The sequence below is a fragment of the Mesorhizobium sp. B2-7-1 genome (assembly GCF_006440735.1).
Lineage (GTDB): Bacteria > Pseudomonadota > Alphaproteobacteria > Rhizobiales > Rhizobiaceae > Mesorhizobium.
In genome coordinates this window covers 1-25,924 of the sequence record NZ_VFUA01000098.1, presented here as the reverse complement: position 1 = coordinate 25,924, position 25,924 = coordinate 1, and the positions used below count along the sequence as shown (strand labels likewise).

Sequence of the window (25,924 nt, the reverse complement as noted above, 5' to 3'; positions counted from 1 at the left end):
TCTCACTCCGCTGGAACACCCCTCATCCGTCTCGGCGCTATCGCGCCGATCCACCTTCTCCCACAAGGGGAGAAGGAGAAAGCAACGAGGACCATTGCATGGATGTTCTTGACGAAGCAGCGGCAAAGCCGAAAGACGAAGCGGACGTCCGGGTCGGCCGGCGTGTGCGGGCGCTCAGGCTCGAGCGCAAGCTGTCGTTGGCCGATCTCGCGGCGAAAGCCGGCATCTCCATCGGCGCGCTCAGCCAGATCGAGCGCGGCATGTCCTCGCTGCGCGTCAAGGTGATCTGGCCGCTGGCGGCGGCGCTGGACATCGAGCCGTCGGCGCTGATCACCGACGGCAACGAAGCGGTCAACGACCTCTATTGCGTGCGCGCCGACAAGCGTCGCGCGATCCCGGTCAAATCCGAAGGCATCGCCAAGGCGCTGCTCTCGCCGCCCGCCGCGACGCTCACCGGCATGCTGGTGACGGTCGAGGCCGGCGGTGGCACAGCGGAGGCCTACGCCCATGCCGGCCACGAATTCGGCTTCGTCATGACCGGCGAGGTCGAGCTGGTGGTGGACGCCACCACCTATGTGCTGAAAGCCGGTGACAGCTTCGCCTTCAAGAGCACGCTGCTGCATGCCTTCCGCAATCCCGGCGCCGAGCGTTGCCAGATCCTCTGGGTCAACACGACAAAACCGTCCGAGGTGCGCGATGGCGCTTGATGCCCTCGTCCGACTGCAGAAGGTTTCGAAAGTATTCCCCGGTGGCATTGTCGGACTTGATAGCGTCGACCTCGACATCGCTCCTGGCGAATTCCTAACTTTGCTCGGTCCCTCAGGCTGCGGCAAGACGACGAGCCTGCGTGTCATCGCCGGCTTCGAAAGCCCGACCGGCGGCAATGTCCTGCTCGATGGCCGTGACATCACTGGCCTGCGGCCCTTCGACCGTCCCGTCAACACAGTCTTCCAGGACTATGCGCTGTTCCCGCATATGGATGTCGCGGCCAATGTCGGCTTCGGCCTGTCGCTGCGCAAGCTCACCGGCGCCGAGCAGGCCAAACGTGTGCGCGAGGCGCTCGACATGGTTGGGCTCGCCGACAAGCTGGGCGCCCGTATCTCCGAGCTTTCCGGCGGCCAGCGCCAACGCGTCGCGCTTGCCCGCGCCATCGTCTGCGAGCCGCGCGTGCTTCTGCTCGACGAGCCGCTGTCGGCGCTCGACGCGCATCTGCGCGAGCAGATGCAGATCGAGCTGAAGCGGCTGCAGTCGCGGCTCGGCACCACCTTCGTCATGGTCACGCATGACCAGACCGAGGCGCTGTCGATCTCCGACCGCATCGTCGTCATGAACAAGGGCCGCATCGAGCAGACCGCCGCGCCGGCGACACTCTATGACCGCCCGGCGACGCGCTTCGTCGCCTCTTTCATCGGCACCATGAACCTGCTGCAGTCGCGCTTTGTCGGCCGCGACGGCGAGCGCCTGCGCTTTGCCGCCGGCGATCTGCCCTTGGAGGCCACTTCCGACAGCGGCGAGACGCCGGCCGCCGGCGACACGCGCACCATCGGCGTGCGCCCGGAGGATCTTCTTGCCGCCGGCGAGGCCGCCGAGGGAACCGCGCCGGCGCGGGTCAGCGGTGTCGTCTTCCACGGCCGCACGCTGCGCCTTCATGCCGAGCTGGGTGAGGGGACCCCGATCGTCATCGATGCTCCGCGCCGCGCAGACGGTTCTCAATTCAGCGTCGGCGACATGGCGCATGTCAGCCTGCGGCGCGGCGCCAACTGCCCCATGCTTTCCAGTTGATACGATCGTGTGGGTTCAGGACGCCTTGGCGAAGAATCCCTGATAGTCGGACTTGGCCTGCAGCAGGCGCAGGATGTTCTCGCGCGAGCCGCGCACATGCGCGCGGGCGCGCTCGCCGGCCAGCGTGACATCGCCGGCGCAGATCGCGTCGACGATGCCGACATGCTCCTCGCGCGTGAGCTTCCATTCGTCCAGCCACAGAAGCTCCGTCCAGACATATTGCTGGCACTTGTCGAGGATGCCGCAGAGCATGCCGTAGAGCATGTCATTGCCGCCGATTTCGGCGATCACCCGATGCAGGTCGATGCCGACCTGGAGCTCCTCGAACTTCTCCCGCGTGCTGCGATCCGGGATCGCAGCCAGCCGCTCGCATTCGGCGAGCATCTCGCGCAGCTTCGCCTTGTCGGCTGCGGTCGCATTGGCGGCCGCAAGCTCCGTCGCGCGCCCGTCGAGCAGCTCGCGGATGTCGAAGGCCTCGCGGAACATGATCAGGTTGAACTCGGCCACCACATAGCCCTGGCGCGGGCGCCCGATCACCAGCCCGTCGCGTTCGAGCCGGTTGAAAGCCTCGCGCACCGGCGTGCGGCTGACCTTCAGGCGCTCGGCGATCTCGTTCTCGGTCACGCGACCGCCCGGCGGGATCTGGCCGGTGATGATCAACGCCTTAAGCTTCTCGAACACCGAGTCGCGCAGCGTGTTCTTTCTCTCCTTGCTCAAGCGTCCCGCCTCCAACGGTCAGTCATGGAATCGCAGTCTAGTGCCTTTTAGCGCCTGCTTGAACCGCGCCCTTTTCGGCAGGAGCAAACGCGCCGAGCCGGGCCTCAATGCATCCCCGGCAAAAACCCATGTCCCATGTTGACATCGGCCTCCGGAGAACTACACTCAAAATTGTATACAAATTCGCATACCAAATCAATGATAACGGGAACACCGGTTGGAGAAGCGAACATGACGAAGAGACTTTGTATTCACGGCATGGCCGTTGCCGGCCTGCTGGCCTCGGTCGCCGTTCCGGCATCGGCCGCAGACACCATCACCGTCGCCTCATGGGGCGGCACCTATCAGGAGGCGCAGACCAAGGCCTTCTTCGACCCGACGGCCAAGGAACTCGGCATCACCATCAAGCAGGACACCACCAACGGCCTCGACGACGTGCGCTTGCAGGTCACCGGCAATGCCGTCAAATGGGACATCACCGAGCTTGGCGCCGACGAATGCGCGCGGGGCTCGAAGGAAGGCCTGTTCGAGAAGCTCGACTACAACGTCATCGACAAGAGCGGCATCAACCCGAAGCTCGTCCATGATGACTGGGTCGGCATCTCCTACACCTCCGTCGTGCTGATCTACCGCACGGACGTCTTCGGCGACAAAGGCCCGAAGACCTGGGCCGATTTCTGGAACGTCGAGAAATTCCCCGGCCGTCGCGCGCTTTCCGGCAGCCAGTCGACCGAGACGTTGAGCGTCGCCGCTTTGGCCAAGGGCATTCCGATCGACAAGGTCTATCCTGTCGACATCGACGGCGCGCTGCAGTCGGTGGATAAGATCCGCGGTCACGTCGATGCCTGGTGGACCTCCGGCGCGCAGGCCATGCAGCTCGTCAAGGACGGCGAGGTCGACATGGCGAGCATCTGGAACGGCCGCGCCGGCACCTTGAAGAAGGAAGGCGCGCCGGTGAGCTTCTCCTTCGATCAGGGCGTGCTCACCGCCGACTGCATGGTCATCCCCAAGGGCTCGAAGAACAAGGACATCGCCATGAAGGCGCTGGCCAAGTTCGTCAGTCCCGATCTCCAGGCCAACCTGCCGCTCTATGTCGACAACGGCCCGGCCAACGAGAAGGCCTTCGAGACCGGCAAGATCCCGCAGGACCGCATCAAGGACATCAATTCCGCGCCCGAGAACGTCAAGAAACAGGTGCTGCAGGACCCCGCCTTCTGGCGCGACACCCTCGTCGAGGCGACCGAGAAGTTCAACAACCTGATCCAGCAATAGCGATCCTATCGGAGCGGCGCAAAATGCGCCGCTCCGCATCGTTTCGCGAAAATGATCCGGAGTTGAAGGAGATGCTCTTGTCTCTCGCGCAGTCCGCGCTTCCCATCGGCATCAGCGGTATCGAGAAGCGCTTCGGCGGCTTGTCCGTGCTGCACGATCTCGGCCTCGATGTCGCGGCAGGCGAATTCCTGACGCTGCTCGGGCCATCCGGCTCGGGAAAAACGACGTTGCTGATGATCCTGGCCGGCTTCGTGCGGGCCAATGCCGGCTCCATCAAGGTCGGCGGCGAGGAGATCATCACCATGCCGCCGCACAAGCGCAACATCGGCATGGTGTTCCAGAACTATGCGCTGTTTCCGCATATGAACGTCTTCCATAACATCGCCTTCCCGCTGAAGCAGCGGCGCGTATCGGCCGCTGAAACGGCCGAACGCGTGGAAAGGGCGTTGGACCTAGTGCAGTTGAAAGGCCTCGGCGAGCGCCGTGTCGATCAGCTCTCGGGCGGCCAGCGCCAGCGCGTGGCCCTGGCCCGCGCCATCGTCTTCGAGCCGCGCATCGTCTTGATGGACGAGCCGCTGTCGGCGCTCGACAAGAGCCTGCGCGAGCATATGCAGATCGAGCTGCGCAACCTGCATCGAAGGCTCGGCATGACGACGGTCTACGTCACGCATGACCAGCGCGAGGCGATCACCATGTCGGACCGCATCGCCGTCATGAATGCCGGGCGCATCGAGCAGATCGACCAGCCCGAAGTTCTTTACGCCAGGCCGCAGACGAAGTTCGTCGCAGGCTTCATCGGCGAATCCAGCTTCATTCCGGTCGAATGCCGCAATGGCGGCGTCTGGCTTGAAGGTGGCAAGCTGCGCATGAAGGATCCGATGCCGTCCCCAGGCCGGCATTTGATGGTGGTGCGGCCGGAGAAGCTGCGCCTGATCAACGGCGAACAAACCGGCGACGTCAATGCGCTGCCCGCTACCGTCGGCGACGTTATCTATCAGGGCGACAGCTTTGTCTGCTACGCGACGCTCAAGGACGGCCGACAGGTGACTCTGCGCGACTATTGCCGCTCCGACGTGCTGGCAAAACTGCCGGCGCCGGGCGAGCCGATAACGCTCGGCATCGATGCGCAGGATGTCGTGCTGGTGGCGGACCAATGAGCATCGCATCCGCCAGTCTCGATCGTGCCCGCCGGCCCGATGGGGCGATCAACGCCGATGCGTTGGCCGCCGACGCGCGGCGGGAAGCGCGTGGCCTGTTCGCGCTTCTGTCGCCCGGGCTCTCCCTGGTCTTCGCCGTCATCATCGTGCCGATCGGCTGGCTGTTCTGGCTCTCGCTGTTCGACGAAGCCGGTCAGCTCAGCGCCGCCAACTACGCGCGCTTCTTCGAGCAGGCGTCCTACATCAAGACCTTCGTCACCACCTTCAAGGTGGCCTTCTTCGTCACCGGCGCCAGCGTGCTGTTCGGCTATCCGCTGGCCTATATGCTGTCGCAGCTGCCGCGCCGCGCCGCCTCGATCTGCCTGATCTTCGTCATCCTGCCGTTCTGGACCTCGGTGCTGGTGCGCACCTATGCCTGGCTGGTCATCCTGCAGCGCAAGGGGTTGGTGAACACGTGGCTGATGGATCTCGGCGTGATCGGCCAACCGCTGCCGCTCGCCAACAATTTCGCCGGCGTGGCCATCGGCATGACCCACATCATGCTGCCCTTCCTGGTGCTGCCGCTCTACGCCTCGATGAAGAGCATCGACACCGATTGCCTGCGCGCCGGCATGAATCTCGGCGCGAGCCCTAGCGCCACCTTCTGGCAGATTTTCCTGCCGCTGTCGCTGCCCGGTCTCGCCTCGGGCGTTGTGATCGTCTTCGTGCTCTGCCTCGGCTTCTTCGTCACCCCGGCGCTGATGGGCGGCGGCAAGGTCATCATGTGGGCCATGCGCATGGAGCAGACCACCAGCCTTTATTCCAACTGGGGAGCGGGCGCCGCGCTCGGCGTCGTGCTGCTCGGCGTCACGCTGGCGCTGCTCGGCTTTTTCCAGTGGTTGCTCGGCGCCCGCGCCACCGGGGTCTGGAGCCGGCGATGAGCATGGAAAATGCCCTGCCCATCTCGCATGCACAACGCCTCTGGCTCTATGCGCTCGGCGGCCTCGTCATGCTGTTCCTGATCGCGCCGTCGGTGATCATCGTCATCATGTCCTTTTCCGGCTCTTCGCTCTTGCAGTTCCCGCCGCAGGAATGGTCGCTGCGCTGGTATGAGAGCTATTTCGGCTCCGTCGAATGGCGCGACGCCACCATTGTCTCGGTCAAGGTGGCGGTGATGACGGCGATCGTCGCAACCTTGCTCGGTACCGCCGCCGCTTACGCCATCAACGCCCGCACGCTGCGGCTGACCGGCTTGATCAACGCGCTGCTCACGGTATCGCTGATCATCCCGGTCATCCTGATCGGCATCGGCACCTTTTTCCTCTATGCCCGCATCGGCCTCAACAACACGCTGACCGGCCTCGTCATCGCGCATACCGTGCAGGCGCTGCCGCTGGTCGTGCTCACCGTCCTTTCGGGGCTGCGCTCCTATGACATGAACCAGGAGATGGTCGCGCGCAGCCTCGGCGCCGGCCGCTTCTCCGCTTTCTTCCAGGTGACGATGCCGCAGATACGCTTCTCGATCGTCTCGGGCGCGCTGTTTGCCTTCATCACCTCCTTCGACGAGGTGGTGGTCTCCCTGTTCATCTCCGGCGGCGAGACCACGACGCTCACGCGCCGCATGTTCAATGCGCTGCGCGACCAGATCGATCCGACGATCGCCGCCATTTCGACTTGCCTGATCGTGCTATCGATCGTCTTGTTGTCCGCCGCCCAGCTTTTCGGCCGCGGACGTTGATTTGAGGGATACCGACAACAGCATGCGTGACTTCCAGTTTCCCGGCCGCTCGCCGGTCCGCGCCACCGAGGCCATGGCCGCGACCTCGCATCCGCTCGCCACCCTTGCCGCGATCGAGATGCTGCGATCCGGCGGCAACGCCATGGACGCCGCGGTCTGTGCGGCCGCGGTGCAGGCCGTGGTCGAGCCGCAGTCGACCGGCATCGGCGGCGACTGTTTTGTCCTCTATTGTCCGAAGGGGCAGGGCGAGGTGATCGCCTTCAACGGCTCGGGCCGCGCACCCGCCGCCGCGATCGTCGACTGGTACCGGGACAAGGGATTCAGCGAACTGCCGAAACAGGGGCCGCACGCGGTCACGGTTCCCGGCGCCATCGATGCCTGGTGCCGCTTGCTGGAGGATCACGGCCGCAAGGGTCTGGCTGACGCGCTTGCTCCGGCCATTCGTTACGCGGAAGAAGGCTATGTCGTGCACGACCGCGTCGCCTTCGACTGGCAGGATCCGGAAACCGACCTGTCGGCCGACGAGGTGGCGACGCGCATCTTCCTGCCCGGCGGCAAGTCGCCCAAGGCGGGTGACGTCCATCGCCAACCGGAACTGGCGGAGACGCTGCGCATCATCGCCAGGAAAGGCCGCGCCGGTTTTTATGAAGGCGAGGTCGCGGACGATCTGGTCGGCCGGCTGCGCGCGCTTGGCGGCCTGCATACGCTCGACGATTTCGCCGCCACCAAGGGTGATTACCGGACCCCGGTCAACACCTCCTACCGCGGCTACGACATCCACCAGATGCCGCCCAACAACCAGGGCCTGACCGCGCTTTTGATGCTGAACCTGCTCTCGGGCTTTGAACTGGGCAAGCTCGATCCCGATGGCGCCGCGCGCCTGCACCTCGAGATCGAGGCGGGCAGACTCGCCTATCAGGACCGCGACGCGTTCTTCGCCGACCAGGATCATGTCGACGTGCCGGTCAAGGCGCTGCTTTCCGGCGCCTATGCCGACCGGCTGCGTGCCGCGATCGATCCCGGGCGCGCCATGACCGATCTGCCGCGCCTCGACCTTCCCGGCAGCGACACGGTCTATATCAGCGTCGTCGACCGCCACCGCAACGCGGTGAGCTTCATCAACTCGACCTATTATTCCTTCGGCAGCGGCGTCGTCGGCCCGAAGACCGGGGTCGTGCTGCAGAACCGTGGTTCCAGCTTCAGCCTCGACCCGAAGCACCCGAACGCGATCGCGCCCGGCAAGCGGCCGATGCACACGATCATGCCGGGCATGATGACGAAGGGCGGTCGCGCCATGATGCCCTTCGGCGTTATGGGCGGCGGCTACCAGCCCTTCGGCCATGTGCATCTTTTGACCAACATGATCGACTTCGGCATGAACCCGCAGCAGGCGATCGACGCGGCGCGCGTGTTCTACAACCACGACGTCGTCGAGGCCGAGCGAAGCGTGCGCGCCGAGACGACCGAAGGCCTGCGCCGGCTTGGCCACAAGGTGGTCGAGCCCGATCATCCGCTGGGCGGCGGGCAGGCGGTGCTGATCGATTGGGAAAAGGGCACGCTGACCGGCGCGTCCGATCCGCGCAAGGACGGGCTGGCCCTCGGATATTGAGCCGCCATTTGCTGGACATAAGCCGATCGTTCGAAACATAGTCTGGAACCATGACAAACAGCGAAAACGCCACCGATCTCGCCCATCGCCTTGCGCCCGGCGCCGACAACGCGCCGGCCATCGTCGCGCCCGAACGGACGGCCCTGTCGCATGGCGGCTTGCGCCGCCTGATCCGCGATACCGCGGCGCGGCTCAATGCGCTCGGCATCGGCCGCGGCGACCGCGTCGCCATCGTGCTGCCGAACGGCCCGGAAATGGCCACGGCCTTCATCGCCGTGGCGGCGGCCGCGTCCACCGCGCCGCTCAATCCGGCTTACCGGGCTGATGAGCTCGACTTCTATCTGAGCGATATCGGCGTCAAGGCGATCCTTGTCGGCAAGGACGAGGCAGGTCCCTCGGTCGAGATTGCCGAACGCCTCGGCATCCCGGTGCTGCGGCTGGTGGTGCAGGAAGGCGCGCCGTCTGGCATGTTCACGATCGAGGGTAACCCTGTGGGATTGCCGGTCGCATCCGGGCTGGCCGCAGATGGCGATGTCGCGCTCCTTCTGCACACCTCCGGCACCACGTCGCGTCCGAAACTGGTTCCGCTCAGCCACGCCAACCTTGCAGCGTCGGCAGCCCATATCGGCGCGACGCTCGGCCTGACGCCGGCCGACCGCTGCCTCAACATCATGCCGTTGTTCCATATCCATGGCCTGATCGCCGCGGTGCTGTCCTCGCTCGCCGCCGGCGGCAGCGTTTTCTGCACACCGGGCTTCAACGCGCTGCGCTTCTTCCAGTGGCTCTCCGAAGCCAAGCCAAGCTGGTACACGGCGGTGCCCACCATGCATCAGGCGATCCTCCCGCGCGCCGCCCGCAATCCCGAGCAACTCGCCGTGGCGAAATTGCGCTTCATCCGCTCGTCATCGGCATCGCTGCCGGCGCAGGTTATGGCCGAGCTCGAATCCACCTTCGGCTGCCCGGTGGTCGAGGCTTACGGCATGACCGAGGCCGCGCACCAGATGGCGTCCAACCGTTTGCCGCCCGGACTGCGCAAGCCCGGCAGCGTCGGCGCATCGGCCGGGCCGGAGGTCGCCGTCATGGCGCAGGACGGGCGGCTGCTCGAACCCGGCGAGATCGGCGAGATCGTCATTCGCGGTCCCAACGTCACCGCCGGCTACGAGAAGAACCCGGACGCCAATGCGAGCGCCTTCGCCCATGGCTGGTTCCACACCGGCGACCAGGGTGTGCTCGACGAGGACAGCTATTTGCGCGTCACCGGCCGGCTGAAGGAGATCATCAACCGCGGCGGCGAAAAGATCTCGCCGCTCGAAGTCGACGGCGTTTTGATGGACCATCCGGCGGTGGCGCAGGTCGTCACCTTCGCCATGCCGCATGACAAGCTGGGCGAGGAGGTCGCGGCGGCCGTGGTGCTGCGCGAAGGCCAGAGCGCCAGCGAGGCCGACATCCGCGGTTTTGCCGCCACCCGGCTCGCCGACTTCAAGGTGCCGCGCAAGGTGGTGATCCTCGACGAGATCCCGAAGGGCGCGACGGGCAAGCTGCAGCGCATCGGCCTTGCCGCCAAGCTCGGGCTCGGCTGATGCGCATTACAGTTTTCGGCGCTGGCGCCATCGGCGGCTATCTCGCCGCCAAGCTCGCGATCGCCGGCTCCGTCGATCTGTCGATCGTGGCGCGCGGCGCGCATCTGGATGCGATCAAGGCCGATGGTCTGCGCCTGATCGAGGACAGCAAGGAAACGGTCGCTCGCGTGAGGGCTGCCTCCCGTGCGGAAGAACTCGGCGTGCAGGATTATGTCGTGCTGGCGCTGAAGGCGCATTCGCTGGCGCCGGCGCTTGATCAGATCGCGCCGCTGCTGGGCGAGGGGACAGCCGTCGTCACCATGCAGAACGGCGTGCCCTGGTGGTATTTCCACAAAGCGGGCGGCGCGCTCGAAGGCACGCGGCTGAATGCCGTCGATCCCGGTGGCGCGATCTGGCAGCGCATCGGGCCGCAGCGTGTCATCGGCTCCGTCGTCTATCCCGCCGTCGAGGTCGATGCTCCAGGCCTGATCCGTCATGTCGAGGGCACGCGCTTTTCGCTGGGCGAGCCTTCAGGAGAGAAGAGCGAGCGAGCTACCGCGCTGGCGCGCGAAATGGTCAGGGCTGGGCTGCAGGCGCCGGTACGCGAGGACATCCGCTCGGAGATCTGGGTGAAGCTTTGGGGCAATCTCTCCTTCAACCCGATCTCGGCGCTGACCGGCAGCACGCTTGCAGCGATCGTCGCCGACGAAGGCACACGCGCCACCGCCCGCGCCATGATGGTGGAAGCGCAGGCGATTGGCGAACGTCTCGGCGTGCGCTTCCTCATCCCCGTCGACCGACGCATCAAGGGCGCCGGTGATGTCGGCGAGCACAAGACCTCGATGCTGCAGGACCTCGAGCGCGGCCGCCCGATGGAGATCGACGCGCTGGTCACGGCGGTGCAGGAGCTCGGCCGTCTGACCGGTCAGCCGACGCCGACCATCGACACCGTTCTGGCGCTGGTGCGGCGGCTGGCGATCGAGCGCGGGTGTTATTGACTTCACAGACGCGAAAATCGTTCGCCTTTGATTCTTGTCAATGTTCCTGTTTTGTTCTAGAAAGGGAGTGGCGATTATGTACTTTACAAACACGGATGCCCCGTGCTAGTGTGAAACCACACTAGAGGCACGGTTATGAGCATCCTTTCCGAACCCCATTTCCACAACGAAGAAGCTGCTTTCGAGCGGCTGGAGGCGATTGTGTGGCCAGAAGGTCCGGTTTGCCCGAAGTGCGGTAACTGCGAACAGACGCGCATTACCCGCGTGACTGGCGCGACTGCTCGCACCGGCCTTCGCCGCTGCTTGGAGTGCAAGAAGCAGTTCACCGTGAAGGTTGGAACCGTGTTCGAGTCCAGCCATGTTCCGCTGCATAAGTGGTGGCAGGCTGCTCACCTTCTCGCTTCCAGCAAGAAGGGTATCAGCGCCCACCAATTGCACCGGACTTTGCAGGTCCAGTACAAGACCGCTTGGTTCATGTTCCACCGTTTGCGCGAAGCGATGCGCTCCGGCGACTTCTCCCCGATGGGTGGTGAAGGCAAGACCGTCGAGGTCGACGAAACCTACATTGGCCGCTTGAAGGGCCAGCCAAAACGCCGTGGCGGCGGTAGCCACAAGAACGTTGTCCTGACCTTGGTAGAGCGTGGCGGCATCGCCCGATCCTTCCATGTGGACGGCGCGACCGTTGCCCGCATTGTTCCGCTTGTGCGCTCAAACATCGCCAAGGAAACCGCGCTGATGACGGATGAAAGCAACGTGTATCCGCGAGTCGGTACCGAATTCGCCACACACGACTTCGTCACGCACAAGGACTCTGAATATGTTCGCGGCAGCGTCCATACGAACACCGTCGAAGGTTATTACAGCATCTTCAAGCGCGGCATGAAGGGCGTCTATCAGCATTGCGCGGAACACCATCTGCACCGCTATCTGGCCGAGTTCGACTTCCGCTACAGCAATCGCATCGCGCTTGGCGTTGATGACAACAACCGGACGGTCAAGGCTATGGCTGGCATCGTTGGAAAGCGTTTGAAATACCGGGACTCATCATGGGCGCTCGCATAGCAAAGGGTGCTGACCCGCTTCTTGCAGGGTTCTTCACCCTGAAGGATGCCGCGCGCCTGTTACAGATCGACAATACGAACCGAATACGAGCATGGCTGACCGGCTGGAATAATAGCGTGTCTGGCCCGGTCATTGATCGAGACTTTGAAGGCCGCACGGTCAGTTTCTTGGATCTGATGGAAATTCGGTTCGTGGATCATTTCCGAAGGCAGAAAGTGCCTATGCCCACAATTCGCAGGGCTGCACAGCAACTTCGAAATGAATGGAAAACGAAGCATCCACTCGCGTACTCGAACTCGGATAAGTACCTAACGGATCGGCGAAAGATTTTTGCCCAAGCGGCAGAGTCTGAGGGCGACAAAGCGACTTGGGACTTGGCAACCAATCAGTACGAGATGTGGGTCGCCATTGAGTCCATCGTCGCGAAGAACGTGGCGTTCAACCCGGCGACAGAAATAGCGCAAACTTGGCACCCGCTTGGAAACGAGTTTCCAAACGTCATCGTTGACCCGCGTCTCGCTTTTGGCCAGCCGGTCATAGGGAAAAGGCCAACGCCAACGTCCACGCTGCTTAGGCAATGGAAAGCCGAAGGTGGCAATGTTGAGCGGGTCGCGAAATGGTTCCGTGTCGAACCAAATGATGTGAACGAAGCGGTAGAGTTTGAACTGTCTCTGGCGGCATAGCTGATTGAAAATAAGGGCAGATGAACATGTGTCGCCTGAGATCGTGGACGCGGTCTGCCGCATAGTTTTGAGTCCGACACTTAAATTCGATCACGTCTACGATGCTGGACAAAAGGGCTTTGCGGACGTTCATTGGATTACCAAATTTGCCAATGATGGCGGGAACGCAATCCTGACCGCTGACACGGACTTTATCCATAAGCATCCGCAGGTCGTGGCGGTATTCAACACGGGCATGAAGGTAATCCACATGCCCAAGAAGTGGGGCATGGCAAGCGGGTATCTACAGGCCGCACATATCCTCGCTTGGTGGCCTCGAATAGAAACGAAGCTTTCAGACATGAAGCAGCGGGAATGCTTCCAGCCTGAGTGGAATGTCAGCGGTGAAACAGGCCAGTTCAAAAAAGTGGATATCGATTTTGCCAAAGCCCACAAAAAAGCCAAAGGCTGACCAGTACCAGGCATTTATCGATGCGGCGCGCGAGCACGGCGCGGACGATAATAAGTCCGCCGCCGACGCTCTAATGGGCAAGCTGGCGCACATGCCGCCTGACCCAAAGAAGCCAAAGCCGAAAGGCAAAACGAAAAAGGCCAAAGCAGGACTTTGAAACGGGGAAGCTATGTCTGTGCGTCTATCTGCCGCGAGGAAAGTCCTTCCGCGCCTCGATCAGCTTCCGCCGTCGTTCCTTGCTGACCTCTTGGCGGCGCTTCGATGGGCTTTTAACCGTCACCGGCTTCTTGTCGGCTTTTGCCTTGGCTGGTCTGTCGCCTTTGGGCTTAACGCGGCTGCTGCGCTCTATCTGTTTTGAGATCGACCCCGTTGTCTCGATTTGACGCTCTAGCAGTTCGATTGCCTGGCGGTAGAATTCACCGGAAGCCTTGCTATCCTCGCGTTGAATATGAAGGCTGATAAGCGATATCAGCAAAGCCAGCGTAGGGATTCCCATAGTCAGGAACCGCTCCACCAAGCGGCCCAATGATGGATTGATTCCAGATGCCTGTAGGACCGCCTCTTGTGGCGTGATCTCGCTTCGCTGCAACTTCTCTATGAGTTCGCGAAGGGCACTGAGAGCCGCAGGCGAGATGCTGCTATCAAGTTCAACATTCATCTGGTCGCCATTCATCTCATAGCGACCTGGAAGGATTTCCGACATTGCCCCGCAATGCGGGCAGTTGGTTCGGTTGTTCTTAAACACCACCATTCCGGTAGGTCCGGTCATTACAAATCCGGTTACGTCGAAAAGCCCATGAACTTTGCAGAAAGCTATTGGATGATGCGCCGCCACAACAAACCCCCGTCCTGTGGTGAGGTCAAAAACCTATCACAGGGGACAGCATGTTTGCAAAGTACATAATCGCCAAGGGAGTTCAACAGGAGCGTTCCCGGCCGAACGAGTACGGATGTCTCGGCAGCAAGAGTTTGATTTCGGCGTTCCGATTCCTCCACTGCAGCCGAAACGGCCGGACCGGGTGTTCTTCGCGCTGTTTTTGCAGGCCAAGGACCGCGCCGGGTTTTGGTCGGTGCAGAGACATCTCTGCGATCTCAATGGGATAACCGGGTCGCGGCTGCTGAAGGAGCGATTCCACGTCAGTCAACAGCATGTCGGTGACTACAAAAGGCTTCGATCGAAAATCGAATTCGCGGCAAAGCTAGCCGGCCGGTTGGTTGAAATGCCGGCGTTTGAAGTCACGTTTCGCCATGCCGTAAGTTTCCCCGGTCGCCCAGCGGCAAAAGGCAGGCCGCCATGGCGTCCGTTCGTGCTTTTGGCCGATGACGGGCCGGTCTGCGAACTCAGCCGGCTGATCAGAAGCGCGATGAAGGCGAATGGTCTCAAATCGGCCGATCATTTTGTTCCGCATATGACCCTTGCCTATGACGAGAGGTTCGTCCCAAAGCAGCCAATCGATCCGATCAGTTTTTTGGCGACGGAATTCCATCTCATTCATAGCCTGCGCGGTCGCACGATATACATCGATCTGGGTTGTTGGCCGCTGATGACAACATAGCACCAAGCCCTTCATCCTGACACGAATTGTCACCTGCGAAGCGGCCCCGCGGTGGCAGGCGCACGATCGGTCCCTACTTGATGTCTGGTCCAAACCGGGAGGATCCCATGACCACTGCGGAAATTGCCAAAGATTTCACCGAACTCCTCAAGCGGGGCGACAGCCACAGCGCCGCCGCGAAATACAATGCCGACGACGTCGTCAGCTACGAGGCGATGGAAGGGCCGATGGCCGTCTGCAACGGCAAGGAAGCCGTCAAGCAGAAGGGCGAGTGGTGGGAAGCGAACCATGAGGTTCATGGCGGCTCGGTCGAAGGGCCCTATGTCAATGGCGACCAGTTCGCCTTGCGCTTCAGCTTCGATATCACGCCGAAATCGACTGGCGAGCGCGTCAAAATGGATGAGGTTGGCCTCTATACGGTCAAGAACGGCAAGATCAGCGAAGAGCGTTTTTACTACTAGTTCCTCGACAGATCTCGTGTCGGTGAACGATCGTAAACGACGGGAGTTGGCCGAAGCCTTCCAACCTCGTCATCCCAGGGCGAAGCAGGAGCGAAGCTCCGTCGCGGAGACCCAGGGATCCATTCCGTGACCTCGGACATAGGGCGCAGCGCAGCAGAATTCTGCACCGTCGCGACGCTTAGAAGTCACGGAATGGATCCTCGGGTCTGCGCTGCGTCGCTGCGCTCCTTGCTCCGCCCGTGGATGACGAATCGACGGGCGTTTCGGCCAATCTCCACCTATGCAGCGGCCGGTCACACGCCTCGGCGGCCGCCATGCCGGCCTCTCAAATCGTCTTCACATAGTCCGTCAACTGGTCGGCCACCGTGCCCCAGCCGTCGAAGAAACCCATCTCCTCGTGGCTGTTGCGGGTCGCCTCGTCGCGGTGGATGGCGGTGGCGGTGTAGCGCGTGCCTTTGCCTTCGCGCGTGAGCCCAATGACCGCGGTGATGAACGGCTCGCCGGCCGGCCGGTATCCCGGCAGCAGCGCGTCGGTCCACACCAGGCGTTCGTTCGGCACGATCTCGAGATAGCAGCAATGACGGTCGCTCACCTCCTTGCCGTCGGGCGACTGCATGCGCGTGCGGAACAGCCCGCCCGGCCTGAGGTCGATCTCGCAGTTTGTGATGATCCATGGCTTCGGCGTGAACCATTGCTTGACATGCTCCGGCGTCGTCCAGGCGCGCCACAGCAACTCGCGCGGCGCGTCGAGGAAGCGCTCCAGCGTCAGGTCCAGTTTCGGGTTCGGCTTGAACGGATAGCTCACTTTTCTGTCTCCTTGAGGCTCATCACATAGGCGTCGAACTGGTCGAGGCGGCGCTCCCACAGCGCGCGCTGTTCGGCGAGCCAGTTTTCCGCCAGCTTCAACGGCTCGGGCGAAAGGCTGTAGGTTCTGACGCGCCCAGCCTTTCGCGAACGCACCAGCCCGCAGCCTTCCAGAATTTTGAGGTGCTCGACGAAGGAGGGCAGCGCCATGCCGAAGGGCTCTGCCAACTCGCTGACCGAAGCCGGGCTTCTGTTCAGCCGCTCCACCACACGCCGGCGTGTCGGATCTGCCAGCGCGCGAAAAATGCCGTCGACGGGCGGCGGGTTCTGGCTGGCGGTTTGCAGGCCGATCATGGGCGTTGGTTCCTTAGGGTTCGACGATACTTAGGGAAAAACCTCAGTATTAGCAAGTGCCAAAATCCAGCTACCGCAAAGCGCTGGCAAAGCAGGCAGGGCGGGCCTAGGCTTCGGCCGGATTCGCAACCCCATCCGACAGAGGCCTGAATTGACCATCACCATGTACGGCATCACCACCTGCGACACGATCAAGAAGGCTCGCGTCTGGCTGGAGAGCCATGACGTGCCGTATCGTTTTCACGATTACCGGGCCGAAGGGATCGAGGCGGGGAGGCTGAACGGCTGGGTCGGCAAGGTCGGCTGGGAAAAGCTGCTCAACAAGGGCAGCACCACGTTTCGCGAGCTGCCGGACAAGGACAAGGAAGCGCTCGACGAGAGGAAGGCGAAGAAGCTGATGCTGGCCAAGCCGACGATGATCAAGCGCCCGGTGCTGGAGGTGGGCGAACGGGTATTGGTCGGGTTCAAGCCGGAGGCTTATGAAGAGGCGGTTGGCGGGAAGTAGGCTCGACTACTTACGCCGCGTTCCCTCGCCCCCTCCCTGTCCTGCCGGACAGAGAGGGGGCGAGGGAACTCGACATCTCAACAATTATGCATGGGCTCGCAAATACCCCGCCAGCGCCACGGCATTGTTGTGCGCCTCGTCATGCGCGCCGTAGAGCAGCGTCACCTTGCCTTCGCGCAACAGGCCGCGCAGTTGCGCCACCGCTTCGCCATTTGCATCAAGCTCGGCGCGGTACCGTTTCTGGAATTCCGCCCAGCGCTCCGGCTCGTGCCCGAACCATTTGCGCAGCGCGTCGGTCGGCGCGATCTCCTTCAGCCACAGCGTCAGTTCGGCGTCCTTCTTGCTGACGCCGCGCGGCCAGAGGCGGTCGACGAGTACCCGCTGGCCGTCGGCTTTCGCCGGCGGCTCATAGACGCGCTTCACAGCTATGTCGAAGGCCATCGCAACCTCCTACGAGGGAGCTGCTACGCCCACTCGCCCTTGCGCATCACCGGCACGCGGCCGCCGTCCTTGGCGACGCCGTCGATGTCGATCTTGTTCGAGCCGATCATCCAGTCGATGTGGATGAAGCTCTTGTTGCCGCCGCGCTCGGCGATCTCGTCCTGGCTGAGCGAGGCGCCGTTGACGAAGCACTTCGAATAGCACTGCCCGAGCGCGATGTGGCAGGCGGCGTTCTCGTCGAACAGCGTGTTGAAGAACAGAAGCCCACTCTTCGAGATCGGCGAGGAATGCGGCACCAGCGCCACCTCGCCGAGACGCCGCGCGCCCTCATCGGTGTCGAGCACCTTCTTCAAGACGTCCTCGCCCTTCGAGGCCTTGGCCTCGACGATCCGCCCGCCCTCGAACCGCACGGAAATCTCGTCGATCAGCGTGCCTTGGTAGGAGAGCGGCTTGGTCGAGGAGACATGGCCTTCGACGCGCCTTGCATGCGGCGTGGTGAAGACTTCCTCGGTCGGAATATTCGGGTTGCAGGTGATGCCGTTCTTCGCCGTCGAGGCGCCGCCCATCCATTCATGGCCTTCCGCTAGCCCGACCGTCAGGTCGGTGCCCGGCCCGGTGAAATGCAGCGCGTGGAAATTGTGCCCGTTCAGCCATTTCGTGCGCTCGGCCAAGGCGGCGTTGTGCGCCTTCCAGTTGCCGATCGGATCCTCGACGTCGACGCGCGAGGCCGAGAAGATCGCGTCGGCGAGCTTCACCACCGCGACGTCGTCGGGCTCGCCCGGAAAAACCTGCTTGGCCCAGGCAAGATCGGGATAGGCGACGATGTTCCAATTGATGTCGAAGCCGGTGATCTTCTCCAGCGCCGGCTGGTAGGCCATCGAGTTGGCCTTGTTGGCGCGCGCTACCTTGGCCGGATCCTGCGCGGAAAGCAGCGAGGGATCTTCGCCGCGCACCGCAAGCCGCGCCGCATTGTTCGAGAAGGCCTTCGCCATGCCTTCATAGAGCCAGCCGGCGGCGCGGTCGAAACCGGCATCGGCGCCGTAGCGGAAACGCGCCAGCGTGATCTCGTCGTCGTTGAAGATCGGCGTCACCAGCCCGGCGCCGGCCTTGTAGGCGTGCTCGACGATGCGGCGCGTCAGCGGCAGTGCCGCGATCGAGGAGGTCAGTACCAGATCCTGGCCGGGCTGCAGCTGCAGCCCGACCTTGATGGCGACTTCCGCCAGCCTGTCGAGCTTCACCGGGTCGATGCTTGCCGAAACGCCGCGCGAATGTGTGGTCATGGTCCTGCCTGCCGTTTGTTGGGGTTCTGGTTCTTACATAGACCGGCGAGCTTGGCCTTTCCACCGCGATCGACTGGGCCTGATTTCAAGCTCGATCCCGAAAACGGGCGTCAAGCCGCGCTGTCCAGCGCCCCAAACTGCGCCATGGTCGCTTCGATCTCCTCGCGGATCCAGGCCTTGAAGTCGCGCACCTTGCGGCTTTCGCTCTTGGCCGCCGAGGTCACCAGCCAGTAACCCAGCCCGCTTTCGGCTCGCACACCAAAGGGCGCGACGAGCCGGCCGTCGGCCAGCGCGTCGGCGGTGAGCAACTGCCAGGCGAGCATCACGCCGTGGCCGGCGATCGCCGATTCCAGGCAAAGCATCGGATCGGTGAAGCGCGCGCCCTTCTGGAAGGTGACCGGCTCGACGCCGGCCGCCTCGAACCAACCGTCCCAACTGAACATCGCCCGTTCGTCGGTGATGGCGCAGGTCTGCGCCAGATCGCCGATCGACTTCAGCTTGGCCGCTATCACGGGCGCGCAGACCGGGAACACTTCCTGGGCAAGCAGAAGCTCGGCGCGGTCGCCCGGCCATTTGCCGTCGCCAAGCCGGATGGCGATATCGATGTCGGACCGGTCGAGATCGGCGACCCTGGCCGAGGCGTCGATGCGCAAAAGCACGTTCGGATGGCGCGCGAAGTGCCGCGACAGCCTGGGCAGCAGCCATTTCGAGGCGAAGGCCGGCGCCACCGAGACGACCAGCGTGCACTCGTTGGCCTCGTCGGCCAGCGCCACCGCTTGCGTGAGCTCGCGGAAGCCGGCGCTGAGCCGCGTGGTGAAGGCGGCGCCGAATTCGGTCGGCACGAGTCCGCCCGGCGTGCGTTCGAACAGCGCCTGTCCCAGCTGCTTTTCCGTGCGCTTGACCTGCTGGCTGACGGCGCTGACCGAGACGTTCAGCTCCGCCGCCGCTGCCGCCAGCGATCCCAGCCGGGCGACGGTTTCGACGGCGCGCAGGCCGTTGAGATGGACGCGATTGAGCATAGCCATTCAGTTTTTCTAAAGTGGATGGATCGAAATCTCAATTGAAATCCGGCGGGGAATAGGCAGACTTTAACAGGAATAGCCTTGAGCCATGAGGTGGTCCGATGAAGATTTTATCCTTGCTGAAAGGGCTTTCCGGCGCCGAGGCGAGGCCGCGCGATGACAACGAGATCGCTCGCTGGATTACCGATCCGCTGTCGCATCCGGTGCTCGACACCATGTCGGAGCGCGAGCTCGGCGACATGCCCTTCCGGCTGACTGCCCGCCGCACCGCATACGAAGCGGGCTGCCGCTCAACGAGGACCTAAAACCGAGCAAACCGGCCGCGCTGGCCCAACGCAAGCGCATTGTTTCGCGGACGCACATTCTTATTGTGCGCCGCAATGAACGCCACGCCATCTCCTTTGCGTCTTGCTCTCGCCGGCATGGTCGCGCTTGCCGTCGCCCAGGGCATCGGCCGCTTCGTCTACACGCCGATCCTGCCGGGGATGATGGAGGGGCTGCACCTGACGCCGGCCGATGCCGGCTGGATCGCTTCCGCCAACTATCTCGGCTACCTCATCGGCGCGCTTGCCGCGGCCGGCGACTGGGCGCATGGCCGCGAGCGCCTGCTGATGTTCTCCGGCCTCGCCGCCACCGCCGTGCTCGCGGGCCTCATGGGGCTCAACGAGACGATGGCCGCCTTCCTCGTCATCCGTTTCCTGGCCGGCCTCGCCAGCGCCTTCGTCATGGTGTTCATGGCCTCGATCGTCTTCAGCCATCTGGCCGTTGCTCGCCGCGGCGATTTGCAGGCGCTGCATTTCGGCGGCGTCGGCCTGGGCATTGCTGCGTCCTCCGCGCTGCTGGCGATCCTCGTCGCCGAACAGGCCGATTGGGCCGCTGGCTGGCTCTGGTCCGGAGCGCTTTCGGCGGTTGGCCTCATCGTCGTCGTGCTGCTTGCCGGCTCGACCACGCCGGCCAATGTCGCCGACGGCCGCGAGCCGGCGCTGCCGAAGGGCCGGTCCCTGGTGAAGATGATCGTCGCCTACGGGCTGTTCGGCTTCGGCTATGTGGTGACGGCCACCTTCCTGGTCGCCATCGTGCGCCAGGGCGGTGGCGGGCGCGTCTTCGAGGCCACCGTCTGGATGGTCGCCGGCCTTGCCGGCTTTCCCTCGACTTGGGCGTGGCAGAAGCTCGCCGGTCGGATCGGGCTCTATGCCGCTTATGCCGCCAGCTGCCTGATCGAGGTGGTCGGCGTCACCGCCAGCGTCGTCGTCAAAGGCGCCGCCGGGCCGCTGATCGCCGGTGTCCTGCTCGGCGGCACCTTCATCGCCCTGACGGCGCTTGGCATACAGATGGGCAGACAGCTCGCGCCGCGTGCGCCGCGCCGCATCTTCGCGGTGATGACGGCGGCCTTCGGCCTCGGCCAGATCGTCGGCCCGATCGCCGCCGGCCTGCTCGCCCAGGCCTCGGGCAATTATACCCTTGCCTCGATCATGGCGGCGGTTGCCCTGCTCGCCTCCGGCGTCATTGCCTGGTCGGCCGCGCCAAAATCGCCATGATTTGCGGCCTTGTTCGATGCCAGGCATCGGGCTGGGCATTTTCTTTCCCACTAATGTGTGACCTTATGCCCGCCAAACAGCAACGCCGCTGATTTGCGGTCAGACCGAGGAAACCCGCCACAGTGTTCGTATCTTTCTTCCCGCAGCCGAAGCTGTTCTTCACCTCGGCCGCCGTCTGGAGCCTTGCCGCGATCCTGTTCTGGTTTTTTGGTGGTGAACAGCTGGGCGCCATCTTCGGCCTGCCGGCCGCAGCGGCGGGCACGCCGCCGATCATCGGCATCGCCGTGTTATGGTCGAAACCCTTCCTGTGGTTCTACATCTATTTCGCGGCCTGCGTGGTGATCTTCTACGCGTTCTGGAGCTGGTACGCGCCGCACCCGTGGCAGAACTGGTCGATCCTGATGACCGCCGTCATCCTGTTCTTCATCTATTTCAACGTGCAGATCTCGGTCGCGGTCAACAACTGGTACGGTCCTTTCTTCGACTACGTTCAGGGCCTGATGTCGGGAACGACTCCCTCGACAAACACCGAATTCTATAAGGGATTGGCCGACTTCTCCTGGCTGGCGTTGGTCGGCATGAATGTCCAGGTGGTCAACGCCTTCATCGTCAGTCATTGGATCTTCCGCTGGCGCACCGCCATGAACAATTACTTCATGGCCAACTGGGGCCGGCTGCGCCACATCGAGGGCGCTTCGCAGCGTATCCAGGAAGACACGATGCGCTTCTCACAGATCATGGAAGATCTCGGCTCGACTTTCGTCCAGTCGATCATGACCCTGATCGCTTTTTTGCCGGTCTTGATTCAACTGCAGGCCCACATCACCGAATTGCCGATCATCGGTGCGGTCCCGCAGCCACTGGTCATTGCCGCATTGGGCTGGTGTCTGTTCGGAACGATTTCCGTCATGGTGGCGGGTCTCAAGCTTCCGGGTCTGCAGTTCCGCAACCAGCGTGTCGAGGCGGCCTATCGTAAGGAGCTCGTCTACGGCGAAGATCATGCCGACCGGGCTCAGCCGGCGACGACGACACAATTGTTCACCAATGTCCGCCGCAATTATTTCAAGCTCTATTTCCACTACATCTATTTCAACGTTGTTCGCTACACCTACTTGCAGGCCGACAACATCTTCTCGCTGCTGATCCTTGGGCCTTCGCTGGTCGCGCACAAGATCACCTTCGGCGCGCTGAACCAGATCTCGAACGCGTTCGGCAAGGTGACGAATTCACTGCAGTTCCTGTTGAATTCCTGGTCGACGATTGTCGAACTGCAATCTGTGCACAAACGTTTGCGCGCCTTCGAGGCGACGCTGCAAGGCGAACAACTGCCGGTTATCGATCAGCATTATCTAGAACGCGAGCGGGCCGGCATGCGCCCCGAAGATCAACCGGTAAGTTAGGGCGCGGCTGTGTCCAGTCAGCCGCCCACTGTCGCCTGTGCCTGGCCGGCGCGCTGCCGCGCCACATAGTCGCGGAAACTGATGCACTCGACATCCGCTTTGACGCAGACCTCGCCGGCGAAGCGCTCGAGTGCGTTCCAGTAGGCGCCGCCGTTCATCAGCGTGAAGTGGAAGCCGATCTCCAGCGGCAGGCGCTTGCCTACGTACTGGGCCTCGAAGGCGGCGCGGAGAGCCTCGTAGGCGCGCTCGGCGAATGCGTCCGCCATCGCCGGCTTCTCGGTGCCGTCCGAGTGGCGGACATAAAGATTGTAGTCCATGGCGACCACCGGCTTCGCCTTCGGCCCTTCCGGTATCAGTGGCAGGGCAAAGCGGGTTGTGCCGTTCAGGATCGGCGGCACGGTCGGGCCGCTCGAAACGCCACTGGCGTCATACTGGAAGCCGGCCTCGGGCAGGGCCTCGTAAAGCGCCTTGCCGGTCGAGAGATAGGGCGCGCGGAACCCGACCAGCGCATGGTGCGCGAAATCGTGCCAGTCGGCCGGCTCCGGGATGCCGTTGATCGCGTAGGCGTTCTCGAAGATGCGCCGTACAGACGCGAATTCGGCCAGCCAGTCCGCCTTGCTCCAGGCCTTGCCGTCGAAGTGGCCGCAGGCATGGCTGCCGATGTCGTGGCCCTCAGCGGCGGCCAGCCGGACCTGCTCCAGCCGCTCGGCCACGTCCTGTTTCGAAGCGCCGAAGCCGACATTGGATTTGCCAGCGGCCTTGCCGGGGCCGGCATAATCCTGCCGCGTCTCGGGCGAGAGCAGGAACACGCAGGACAGGAAATAGGTGAAATGCGCGCCCGTGCGCTTTGCCAGCGCCCGGCTGCGTTCCCACTGCGAGATCTCGCGGGCGGCGTCGAACGAGATCAGCACCACCTGCTTGGGCCTGGCAGGCGAAGCGGCTGGCGATTTCGGCGGATCGGCGAAGGCGGTATTGACACAGGAAAGCGAGGCGAGACTGAATGCAAGGACGCGGTACGAACGAAGCATTGGCAACCTTCTGGCGGGAACGTCTCCGGCTGATTGGAAGCCGGCTATCGCGCAAATGTGGCACGGATGCGTTCGGGCAAGCCCTGTGGTCGCTCGGCATTTCCAGCCGATTTTCCGGCCCGCCCCCTTCCATGCCGACAAAATTTCGCTAAAACGCGGGGCTCAAGAGGCGCCCCATCTCGGGGCAGCAATGGTTTTGATTGATGTCGGACGACAGTTTTATCCGCGAAGTCAACGAAGAGATTCGTCGCGAGCAGGCGCAGGCGCTGTGGGATCGTTTTGGTCCGGCCATTCTGGGCATTGCCATCCTGATCGTGCTGGGCACCGCCGCGGTCGTGGGCTACCGTTACTGGGACGAGACCCGCGCCAACCGCTCGGGCGACGCCTTCTCGGCTGCCCTCAAGCTCGCCAATGACGGCAAGAACGACGAGGCGATCGCCGCGCTCGACCAATTGGAGAAGGACGGCTACGGCGCCTACCCGCTGCTCGCCCGCATGCGCGCCGCGACCGTCAAGGCCGACAAGGGCGACGTCGACGGCGCGGTCAAGGATTTCGACGAGGTCGCCGCCGACAACGCCATTCCGGGCGGCATCCGCGACATCGCGCGGCTGAGGGCCGCACTGCTGCTCGTCGACCACGGCTCTTACGCCGATGTCTCCAGCCGCATCGAGGCGCTCACCGCCGACACCAATCCGCTGCGCCATTCGGCGCGCGAGGCGCTCGGCCTTGCCGCCTGGAAGGACGGCAAGTCGGCCGATGCGCTCAAACTGTTCGACCAGATCTCTTCGGATGACGCGGCCCCGCGCAATGTGCGCCAGCGGGCGCAGTTGATGTCCGAGCTGATCCGCGGGTCGAGCAACGCGTCGTGATCCTGGATGGGCTTCAAAGTCGCCATCATCGGTCGGCCTAACGTCGGCAAATCGACTCTTTTCAATCGGCTGGTCGGAAAGAAGCTGGCGCTTGTCGACGACACGCCGGGCGTCACGCGCGACCGGCGCGTGCATGCGGCAAAACTCTACGATCTCTATTTCGATGTCATCGACACCGCCGGCTTCGAGGATGCGGCCGCGTCGACGCTGCCCGGCCGCATGCGTCAGCAGACCGAGATCGCGATCCGCGAGGCCGACCTGATCTTCTTCACCGTCGACGCCAAATCCGGCCTGATGCCGGACGACCGCACCTTCGCCGACGTCGTGCGCAAATCCGGCAAGCCGGTGGTGCTCGTCGCCAACAAGGCTGAGGCGCGCGGCGCGCAAGGGGGGCTGCTGGAGGCCTGGGAGCTCGGCCTCGGTGAACCGATCCCGGTTTCGGCCGAGCACGGCCAGGGCATGCCCGACCTGCGCGACGCGGTGGTCGAAGCCTTGGGCGAAGAGCGCGCGCTCGGTGAGGACGAGGAAGACGATGGCGACGAGATCGCCGCCAGCGAGGTGCTGATCGGTGAGGACATTGCCGACCCCGATGCCGAGTCGGCGTATGACGACACCAAGCCGCTGCGCATCGCCGTCGTCGGCCGCCCGAACGCCGGCAAGTCGACGCTGATCAATGCGCTGATCGGTGAGGAGCGGCTGCTGACCGGTCCGGAAGCCGGCATCACCCGCGATTCCATCTCGGTCGACTGGGACTGGCGCGGCCGCCGCATAAAACTCCACGACACCGCCGGCATGCGGCGCAAGGCCAAGGTGCAGGAAAAGCTCGAAAAGCTTTCCGTGCAGGACGGCTTGCGCGCCATCCGCTTCGCCGAGATCGTCATCATCGTGCTCGACGCCACCATCCCGTTCGAGAAACAGGACCTGCAGATCGCCGACCTGATCATCCGCGAGGGCAGGGCGCCGGTGATCGCCTTCAACAAATGGGACCTGATCGACAATCCGCAGGAATTGCTGGCCGAACTGCGCGAAAAGACCGGGCGCTTGCTGCCGCAGGTGCGCGGCATCCAGGCGGTGACGGTCTCGGGCGAGACCGGGCGCGGCCTCGACAAGCTGATGGAAAGCGTCATCAAGACGCATAAGGTTTGGAACAGCCGCGTCTCGACCGGCAAGCTCAACCGCTGGCTGGAAGGCATCCTCGCCCATCATCCGCCGCCCGCCGTCGCCGGCCGCCGGCTGAAGATCAAATATGTCACCCAGGCCAAGACCCGCCCGCCGGGCTTCGTCGTCTCCTGCTCGCGGCCGGACGCGATGCCGCAATCCTATGTCCGCTATCTGACCAACAGCCTGCGCGAGGCTTTCGACATGCCCGGCGTGCCGATCCGCATGGCGCTCCGCACCTCGGACAATCCGTTCGCGGGTCGGGCGAAGAAGCGGTGACTTCTGGGGAGAAGCGCCAACGCTGATCCCTCGTCATCCACGGGCGGAGCAAGGAGCGAAGCGACGCGCAGACCCTAGAATGATGGGTGGACGGCCCCTTGCGGCATCGAATGTGCCAAACTGGTCGTGTTGAAACCCCAGCGGAAGGAGACCGTCCGTCATGCAAGCTATCAGATTTGGAATCGATTTGGCCAAGAATGTGTTTCAGGTGCACGGCGTGGA

Annotated in this window: 29 protein-coding genes; 21 read left to right on the top strand and 8 right to left on the bottom strand. The window is 63.4% G+C overall.

Going from position 1 to position 25,924, the window contains the following annotated elements; all coding sequences use genetic code 11:
* Nucleotides 1-98 precede the first annotated feature (98 nt).
* Both FJ471_RS27235 and FJ471_RS27230 read left to right on the top strand, forming a co-directional pair.
* On the top strand, nt 99-707 hold the full coding sequence (locus FJ471_RS27235) for a cupin domain-containing protein (protein ID WP_140807810.1): 609 nt from the start codon (nt 99-101) through the stop codon (nt 705-707).
* Nucleotides 697-1,782 (top strand): ABC transporter ATP-binding protein, encoded by a 1,086-nt coding sequence (locus FJ471_RS27230; protein ID WP_140807809.1) that lies wholly within the window; start codon nt 697-699, stop codon nt 1,780-1,782. The genes FJ471_RS27235 and FJ471_RS27230 overlap by 11 nt, the downstream gene beginning before the upstream one ends.
* A gap of 15 nt (nt 1,783-1,797) precedes the next feature.
* Here FJ471_RS27230 and FJ471_RS27225 read toward each other — a convergent pair whose 3' ends face one another.
* A complete protein-coding gene (locus FJ471_RS27225; protein ID WP_181179768.1) occupies nt 1,798-2,499 on the bottom strand; it encodes a GntR family transcriptional regulator in 702 nt (233 codons plus the stop codon).
* Nucleotides 2,500-2,730: 231 nt separating this feature from the next.
* Between FJ471_RS27225 and FJ471_RS27220 the strand changes: the two genes are divergently transcribed.
* The 11 genes from FJ471_RS27220 to FJ471_RS27170 all read left to right on the top strand — a co-directional run bounded on the left by FJ471_RS27220 (nt 2,731) and on the right by FJ471_RS27170 (nt 13,164).
* Nucleotides 2,731-3,771, top strand: a complete 1,041-nt coding sequence (locus tag FJ471_RS27220) for an ABC transporter substrate-binding protein (protein ID WP_140807807.1) — start codon at nt 2,731-2,733, stop codon at nt 3,769-3,771.
* Nucleotides 3,772-3,848: 77 nt separating this feature from the next.
* The gene (locus tag FJ471_RS27215) at nt 3,849-4,928 is read left to right on the top strand and encodes an ABC transporter ATP-binding protein (RefSeq protein WP_140807812.1); all 1,080 of its coding nucleotides are present in this window, start codon (nt 3,849-3,851) and stop codon (nt 4,926-4,928) included.
* Nucleotides 4,925-5,848 carry an ABC transporter permease gene (locus FJ471_RS27210; protein WP_140807806.1) on the top strand — a complete coding sequence of 308 codons (924 nt, stop codon included), beginning with the start codon at nt 4,925-4,927 and terminating at the stop codon, nt 5,846-5,848. The genes FJ471_RS27215 and FJ471_RS27210 overlap by 4 nt, the downstream gene beginning before the upstream one ends.
* On the top strand, nt 5,845-6,645 hold the full coding sequence (locus FJ471_RS27205) for an ABC transporter permease (protein WP_140807805.1): 801 nt from the start codon (nt 5,845-5,847) through the stop codon (nt 6,643-6,645). The genes FJ471_RS27210 and FJ471_RS27205 overlap by 4 nt, the downstream gene beginning before the upstream one ends.
* A gap of 22 nt (nt 6,646-6,667) precedes the next feature.
* A complete protein-coding gene (gene ggt, locus FJ471_RS27200; protein WP_140807804.1) occupies nt 6,668-8,254 on the top strand; it encodes a gamma-glutamyltransferase in 1,587 nt (528 codons plus the stop codon).
* Between the two features lie 50 nt (nt 8,255-8,304).
* Nucleotides 8,305-9,834: an acyl--CoA ligase gene (locus tag FJ471_RS27195; protein WP_140807803.1), complete on the top strand. Its 1,530-nt coding sequence runs from the start codon at nt 8,305-8,307 to the stop codon at nt 9,832-9,834.
* On the top strand, nt 9,834-10,811 hold the full coding sequence (locus FJ471_RS27190) for a 2-dehydropantoate 2-reductase (RefSeq protein WP_140807802.1): 978 nt from the start codon (nt 9,834-9,836) through the stop codon (nt 10,809-10,811). The genes FJ471_RS27195 and FJ471_RS27190 overlap by 1 nt, the downstream gene beginning before the upstream one ends.
* 135 nt (nt 10,812-10,946) lie before the next feature.
* A complete protein-coding gene (locus FJ471_RS27185; protein ID WP_140807801.1) occupies nt 10,947-11,873 on the top strand; it encodes an IS1595 family transposase in 927 nt (308 codons plus the stop codon).
* Complete coding sequence (locus tag FJ471_RS27180) at nt 11,858-12,556, top strand: DUF433 domain-containing protein (RefSeq protein ID WP_140807800.1); 699 nt, start codon at nt 11,858-11,860, stop codon at nt 12,554-12,556. Before FJ471_RS27185 ends, FJ471_RS27180 begins: the two co-directional genes overlap by 16 nt.
* A gap of 4 nt (nt 12,557-12,560) precedes the next feature.
* Complete coding sequence (locus FJ471_RS27175) at nt 12,561-13,007, top strand: DUF5615 family PIN-like protein (RefSeq protein WP_281408545.1); 447 nt, start codon at nt 12,561-12,563, stop codon at nt 13,005-13,007.
* Nucleotides 12,976-13,164, top strand: coding sequence for a hypothetical protein (locus tag FJ471_RS27170; protein ID WP_181179772.1), 189 nt, complete (start codon nt 12,976-12,978; stop codon nt 13,162-13,164). Before FJ471_RS27175 ends, FJ471_RS27170 begins: the two co-directional genes overlap by 32 nt.
* Nucleotides 13,165-13,188: 24 nt before the next feature.
* On the opposite strand, the gene FJ471_RS27165 is transcribed toward FJ471_RS27170, so the two are convergent.
* Entirely contained in the window at nt 13,189-13,776 is a 588-nt protein-coding gene (locus FJ471_RS27165) for a hypothetical protein (RefSeq protein WP_140807797.1), read from the bottom strand.
* A gap of 181 nt (nt 13,777-13,957) precedes the next feature.
* Between FJ471_RS27165 and FJ471_RS27160 the strand changes: the two genes are divergently transcribed.
* Together FJ471_RS27160 and FJ471_RS27155 are read left to right on the top strand one after the other, a co-directional pair.
* The gene (locus tag FJ471_RS27160; protein WP_140807796.1) at nt 13,958-14,563 is read left to right on the top strand and encodes a 2'-5' RNA ligase family protein; all 606 of its coding nucleotides are present in this window, start codon (nt 13,958-13,960) and stop codon (nt 14,561-14,563) included.
* Nucleotides 14,564-14,670: 107 nt separating this feature from the next.
* A complete protein-coding gene (locus FJ471_RS27155) occupies nt 14,671-15,024 on the top strand; it encodes a SnoaL-like domain-containing protein (RefSeq protein ID WP_140807795.1) in 354 nt (117 codons plus the stop codon).
* Between the two features lie 325 nt (nt 15,025-15,349).
* Here FJ471_RS27155 and FJ471_RS27150 read toward each other — a convergent pair whose 3' ends face one another.
* Both FJ471_RS27150 and FJ471_RS27145 read right to left on the bottom strand, forming a co-directional pair.
* On the bottom strand, nt 15,350-15,829 hold the full coding sequence (locus tag FJ471_RS27150; RefSeq protein WP_140807794.1) for an SRPBCC family protein: 480 nt from the start codon (nt 15,827-15,829) through the stop codon (nt 15,350-15,352).
* The gene (locus FJ471_RS27145; RefSeq protein ID WP_140807793.1) at nt 15,826-16,182 is read right to left on the bottom strand and encodes a metalloregulator ArsR/SmtB family transcription factor; all 357 of its coding nucleotides are present in this window, start codon (nt 16,180-16,182) and stop codon (nt 15,826-15,828) included. Before FJ471_RS27145 ends, FJ471_RS27150 begins: the two co-directional genes overlap by 4 nt.
* A 151-nt stretch (nt 16,183-16,333) precedes the next feature.
* Here FJ471_RS27145 and FJ471_RS27140 point away from each other — a divergent pair, with 151 nt between their 5' ends.
* A complete protein-coding gene (locus FJ471_RS27140) occupies nt 16,334-16,687 on the top strand; it encodes an ArsC family reductase (protein WP_140807792.1) in 354 nt (117 codons plus the stop codon).
* A gap of 84 nt (nt 16,688-16,771) precedes the next feature.
* Here FJ471_RS27140 and FJ471_RS27135 read toward each other — a convergent pair whose 3' ends face one another.
* The 3 genes from FJ471_RS27135 to FJ471_RS27125 form a co-directional block, all read right to left on the bottom strand.
* Entirely contained in the window at nt 16,772-17,128 is a 357-nt protein-coding gene (locus FJ471_RS27135) for a DUF488 domain-containing protein (RefSeq protein ID WP_140807791.1), read from the bottom strand.
* Between the two features lie 23 nt (nt 17,129-17,151).
* Entirely contained in the window at nt 17,152-18,408 is a 1,257-nt protein-coding gene (locus FJ471_RS27130; RefSeq protein WP_140807790.1) for an aminopeptidase, read from the bottom strand.
* A 110-nt stretch (nt 18,409-18,518) separates the two neighbouring features.
* On the bottom strand, nt 18,519-19,433 hold the full coding sequence (locus FJ471_RS27125) for a LysR substrate-binding domain-containing protein (RefSeq protein WP_140807789.1): 915 nt from the start codon (nt 19,431-19,433) through the stop codon (nt 18,519-18,521).
* A gap of 98 nt (nt 19,434-19,531) precedes the next feature.
* Between FJ471_RS27125 and FJ471_RS27120 the strand changes: the two genes are divergently transcribed.
* The 3 genes from FJ471_RS27120 to sbmA all read left to right on the top strand — a co-directional run bounded on the left by FJ471_RS27120 (nt 19,532) and on the right by sbmA (nt 22,368).
* Entirely contained in the window at nt 19,532-19,735 is a 204-nt protein-coding gene (locus FJ471_RS27120) for a hypothetical protein (protein WP_140807788.1), read from the top strand.
* Between the two features lie 117 nt (nt 19,736-19,852).
* The gene (locus tag FJ471_RS27115) at nt 19,853-20,968 is read left to right on the top strand and encodes a YbfB/YjiJ family MFS transporter (protein WP_140807811.1); all 1,116 of its coding nucleotides are present in this window, start codon (nt 19,853-19,855) and stop codon (nt 20,966-20,968) included.
* 122 nt (nt 20,969-21,090) lie between these two features.
* Complete coding sequence (sbmA, locus tag FJ471_RS27110; RefSeq protein ID WP_140807787.1) at nt 21,091-22,368, top strand: peptide antibiotic transporter SbmA; 1,278 nt, start codon at nt 21,091-21,093, stop codon at nt 22,366-22,368.
* A gap of 17 nt (nt 22,369-22,385) precedes the next feature.
* On the opposite strand, the gene FJ471_RS27105 is transcribed toward sbmA, so the two are convergent.
* Nucleotides 22,386-23,396 (bottom strand): polysaccharide deacetylase family protein, encoded by a 1,011-nt coding sequence (locus tag FJ471_RS27105; RefSeq protein WP_140807786.1) that lies wholly within the window; start codon nt 23,394-23,396, stop codon nt 22,386-22,388.
* A 203-nt stretch (nt 23,397-23,599) separates the two neighbouring features.
* On the opposite strand from FJ471_RS27105, the gene FJ471_RS27100 reads away from it, so the two are divergent.
* Both FJ471_RS27100 and der read left to right on the top strand, forming a co-directional pair.
* The gene (locus FJ471_RS27100; RefSeq protein ID WP_140807785.1) at nt 23,600-24,265 is read left to right on the top strand and encodes a tetratricopeptide repeat protein; all 666 of its coding nucleotides are present in this window, start codon (nt 23,600-23,602) and stop codon (nt 24,263-24,265) included.
* 6 nt (nt 24,266-24,271) lie between these two features.
* Nucleotides 24,272-25,702, top strand: a complete 1,431-nt coding sequence (der, locus tag FJ471_RS27095; RefSeq protein WP_140807784.1) for a ribosome biogenesis GTPase Der — start codon at nt 24,272-24,274, stop codon at nt 25,700-25,702.
* Nucleotides 25,703-25,924: the final 222 nt, after the last annotated feature.

What these genes read in the sequence shown, in the direction of transcription:
- FJ471_RS27165 (WP_140807797.1), bottom strand. Translation starts at nt 13,776, where the DNA reads ATGACCGGACCTACCGGAATGGTGGTGTTTAAGAACAACCGAACCAAC.
- FJ471_RS27160 (WP_140807796.1), top strand. Translation starts at nt 13,958, where the DNA reads ATGTCTCGGCAGCAAGAGTTTGATTTCGGCGTTCCGATTCCTCCACTG.
- FJ471_RS27230 (WP_140807809.1), top strand. Translation starts at nt 697, where the DNA reads ATGGCGCTTGATGCCCTCGTCCGACTGCAGAAGGTTTCGAAAGTATTC.
- FJ471_RS27180 (WP_140807800.1), top strand. Translation starts at nt 11,858, where the DNA reads ATGGGCGCTCGCATAGCAAAGGGTGCTGACCCGCTTCTTGCAGGGTTC.
- ggt (WP_140807804.1), top strand. Translation starts at nt 6,668, where the DNA reads ATGCGTGACTTCCAGTTTCCCGGCCGCTCGCCGGTCCGCGCCACCGAG.
- FJ471_RS27135 (WP_140807791.1), bottom strand. Translation starts at nt 17,128, where the DNA reads ATGGCCTTCGACATAGCTGTGAAGCGCGTCTATGAGCCGCCGGCGAAA.
- FJ471_RS27195 (WP_140807803.1), top strand. Translation starts at nt 8,305, where the DNA reads ATGACAAACAGCGAAAACGCCACCGATCTCGCCCATCGCCTTGCGCCC.
- FJ471_RS27155 (WP_140807795.1), top strand. Translation starts at nt 14,671, where the DNA reads ATGACCACTGCGGAAATTGCCAAAGATTTCACCGAACTCCTCAAGCGG.
- der (WP_140807784.1), top strand. Translation starts at nt 24,272, where the DNA reads ATGGGCTTCAAAGTCGCCATCATCGGTCGGCCTAACGTCGGCAAATCG.
- FJ471_RS27105 (WP_140807786.1), bottom strand. Translation starts at nt 23,396, where the DNA reads ATGCTTCGTTCGTACCGCGTCCTTGCATTCAGTCTCGCCTCGCTTTCC.
- FJ471_RS27120 (WP_140807788.1), top strand. Translation starts at nt 19,532, where the DNA reads ATGAAGATTTTATCCTTGCTGAAAGGGCTTTCCGGCGCCGAGGCGAGG.
- FJ471_RS27220 (WP_140807807.1), top strand. Translation starts at nt 2,731, where the DNA reads ATGACGAAGAGACTTTGTATTCACGGCATGGCCGTTGCCGGCCTGCTG.
- FJ471_RS27100 (WP_140807785.1), top strand. Translation starts at nt 23,600, where the DNA reads ATGTCGGACGACAGTTTTATCCGCGAAGTCAACGAAGAGATTCGTCGC.
- FJ471_RS27130 (WP_140807790.1), bottom strand. Translation starts at nt 18,408, where the DNA reads ATGACCACACATTCGCGCGGCGTTTCGGCAAGCATCGACCCGGTGAAG.
- FJ471_RS27185 (WP_140807801.1), top strand. Translation starts at nt 10,947, where the DNA reads ATGAGCATCCTTTCCGAACCCCATTTCCACAACGAAGAAGCTGCTTTC.
- FJ471_RS27115 (WP_140807811.1), top strand. Translation starts at nt 19,853, where the DNA reads ATGGTCGCGCTTGCCGTCGCCCAGGGCATCGGCCGCTTCGTCTACACG.
- FJ471_RS27145 (WP_140807793.1), bottom strand. Translation starts at nt 16,182, where the DNA reads ATGATCGGCCTGCAAACCGCCAGCCAGAACCCGCCGCCCGTCGACGGC.
- FJ471_RS27235 (WP_140807810.1), top strand. Translation starts at nt 99, where the DNA reads ATGGATGTTCTTGACGAAGCAGCGGCAAAGCCGAAAGACGAAGCGGAC.
- FJ471_RS27210 (WP_140807806.1), top strand. Translation starts at nt 4,925, where the DNA reads ATGAGCATCGCATCCGCCAGTCTCGATCGTGCCCGCCGGCCCGATGGG.
- FJ471_RS27205 (WP_140807805.1), top strand. Translation starts at nt 5,845, where the DNA reads ATGAGCATGGAAAATGCCCTGCCCATCTCGCATGCACAACGCCTCTGG.
- FJ471_RS27190 (WP_140807802.1), top strand. Translation starts at nt 9,834, where the DNA reads ATGCGCATTACAGTTTTCGGCGCTGGCGCCATCGGCGGCTATCTCGCC.
- FJ471_RS27125 (WP_140807789.1), bottom strand. Translation starts at nt 19,433, where the DNA reads ATGGCTATGCTCAATCGCGTCCATCTCAACGGCCTGCGCGCCGTCGAA.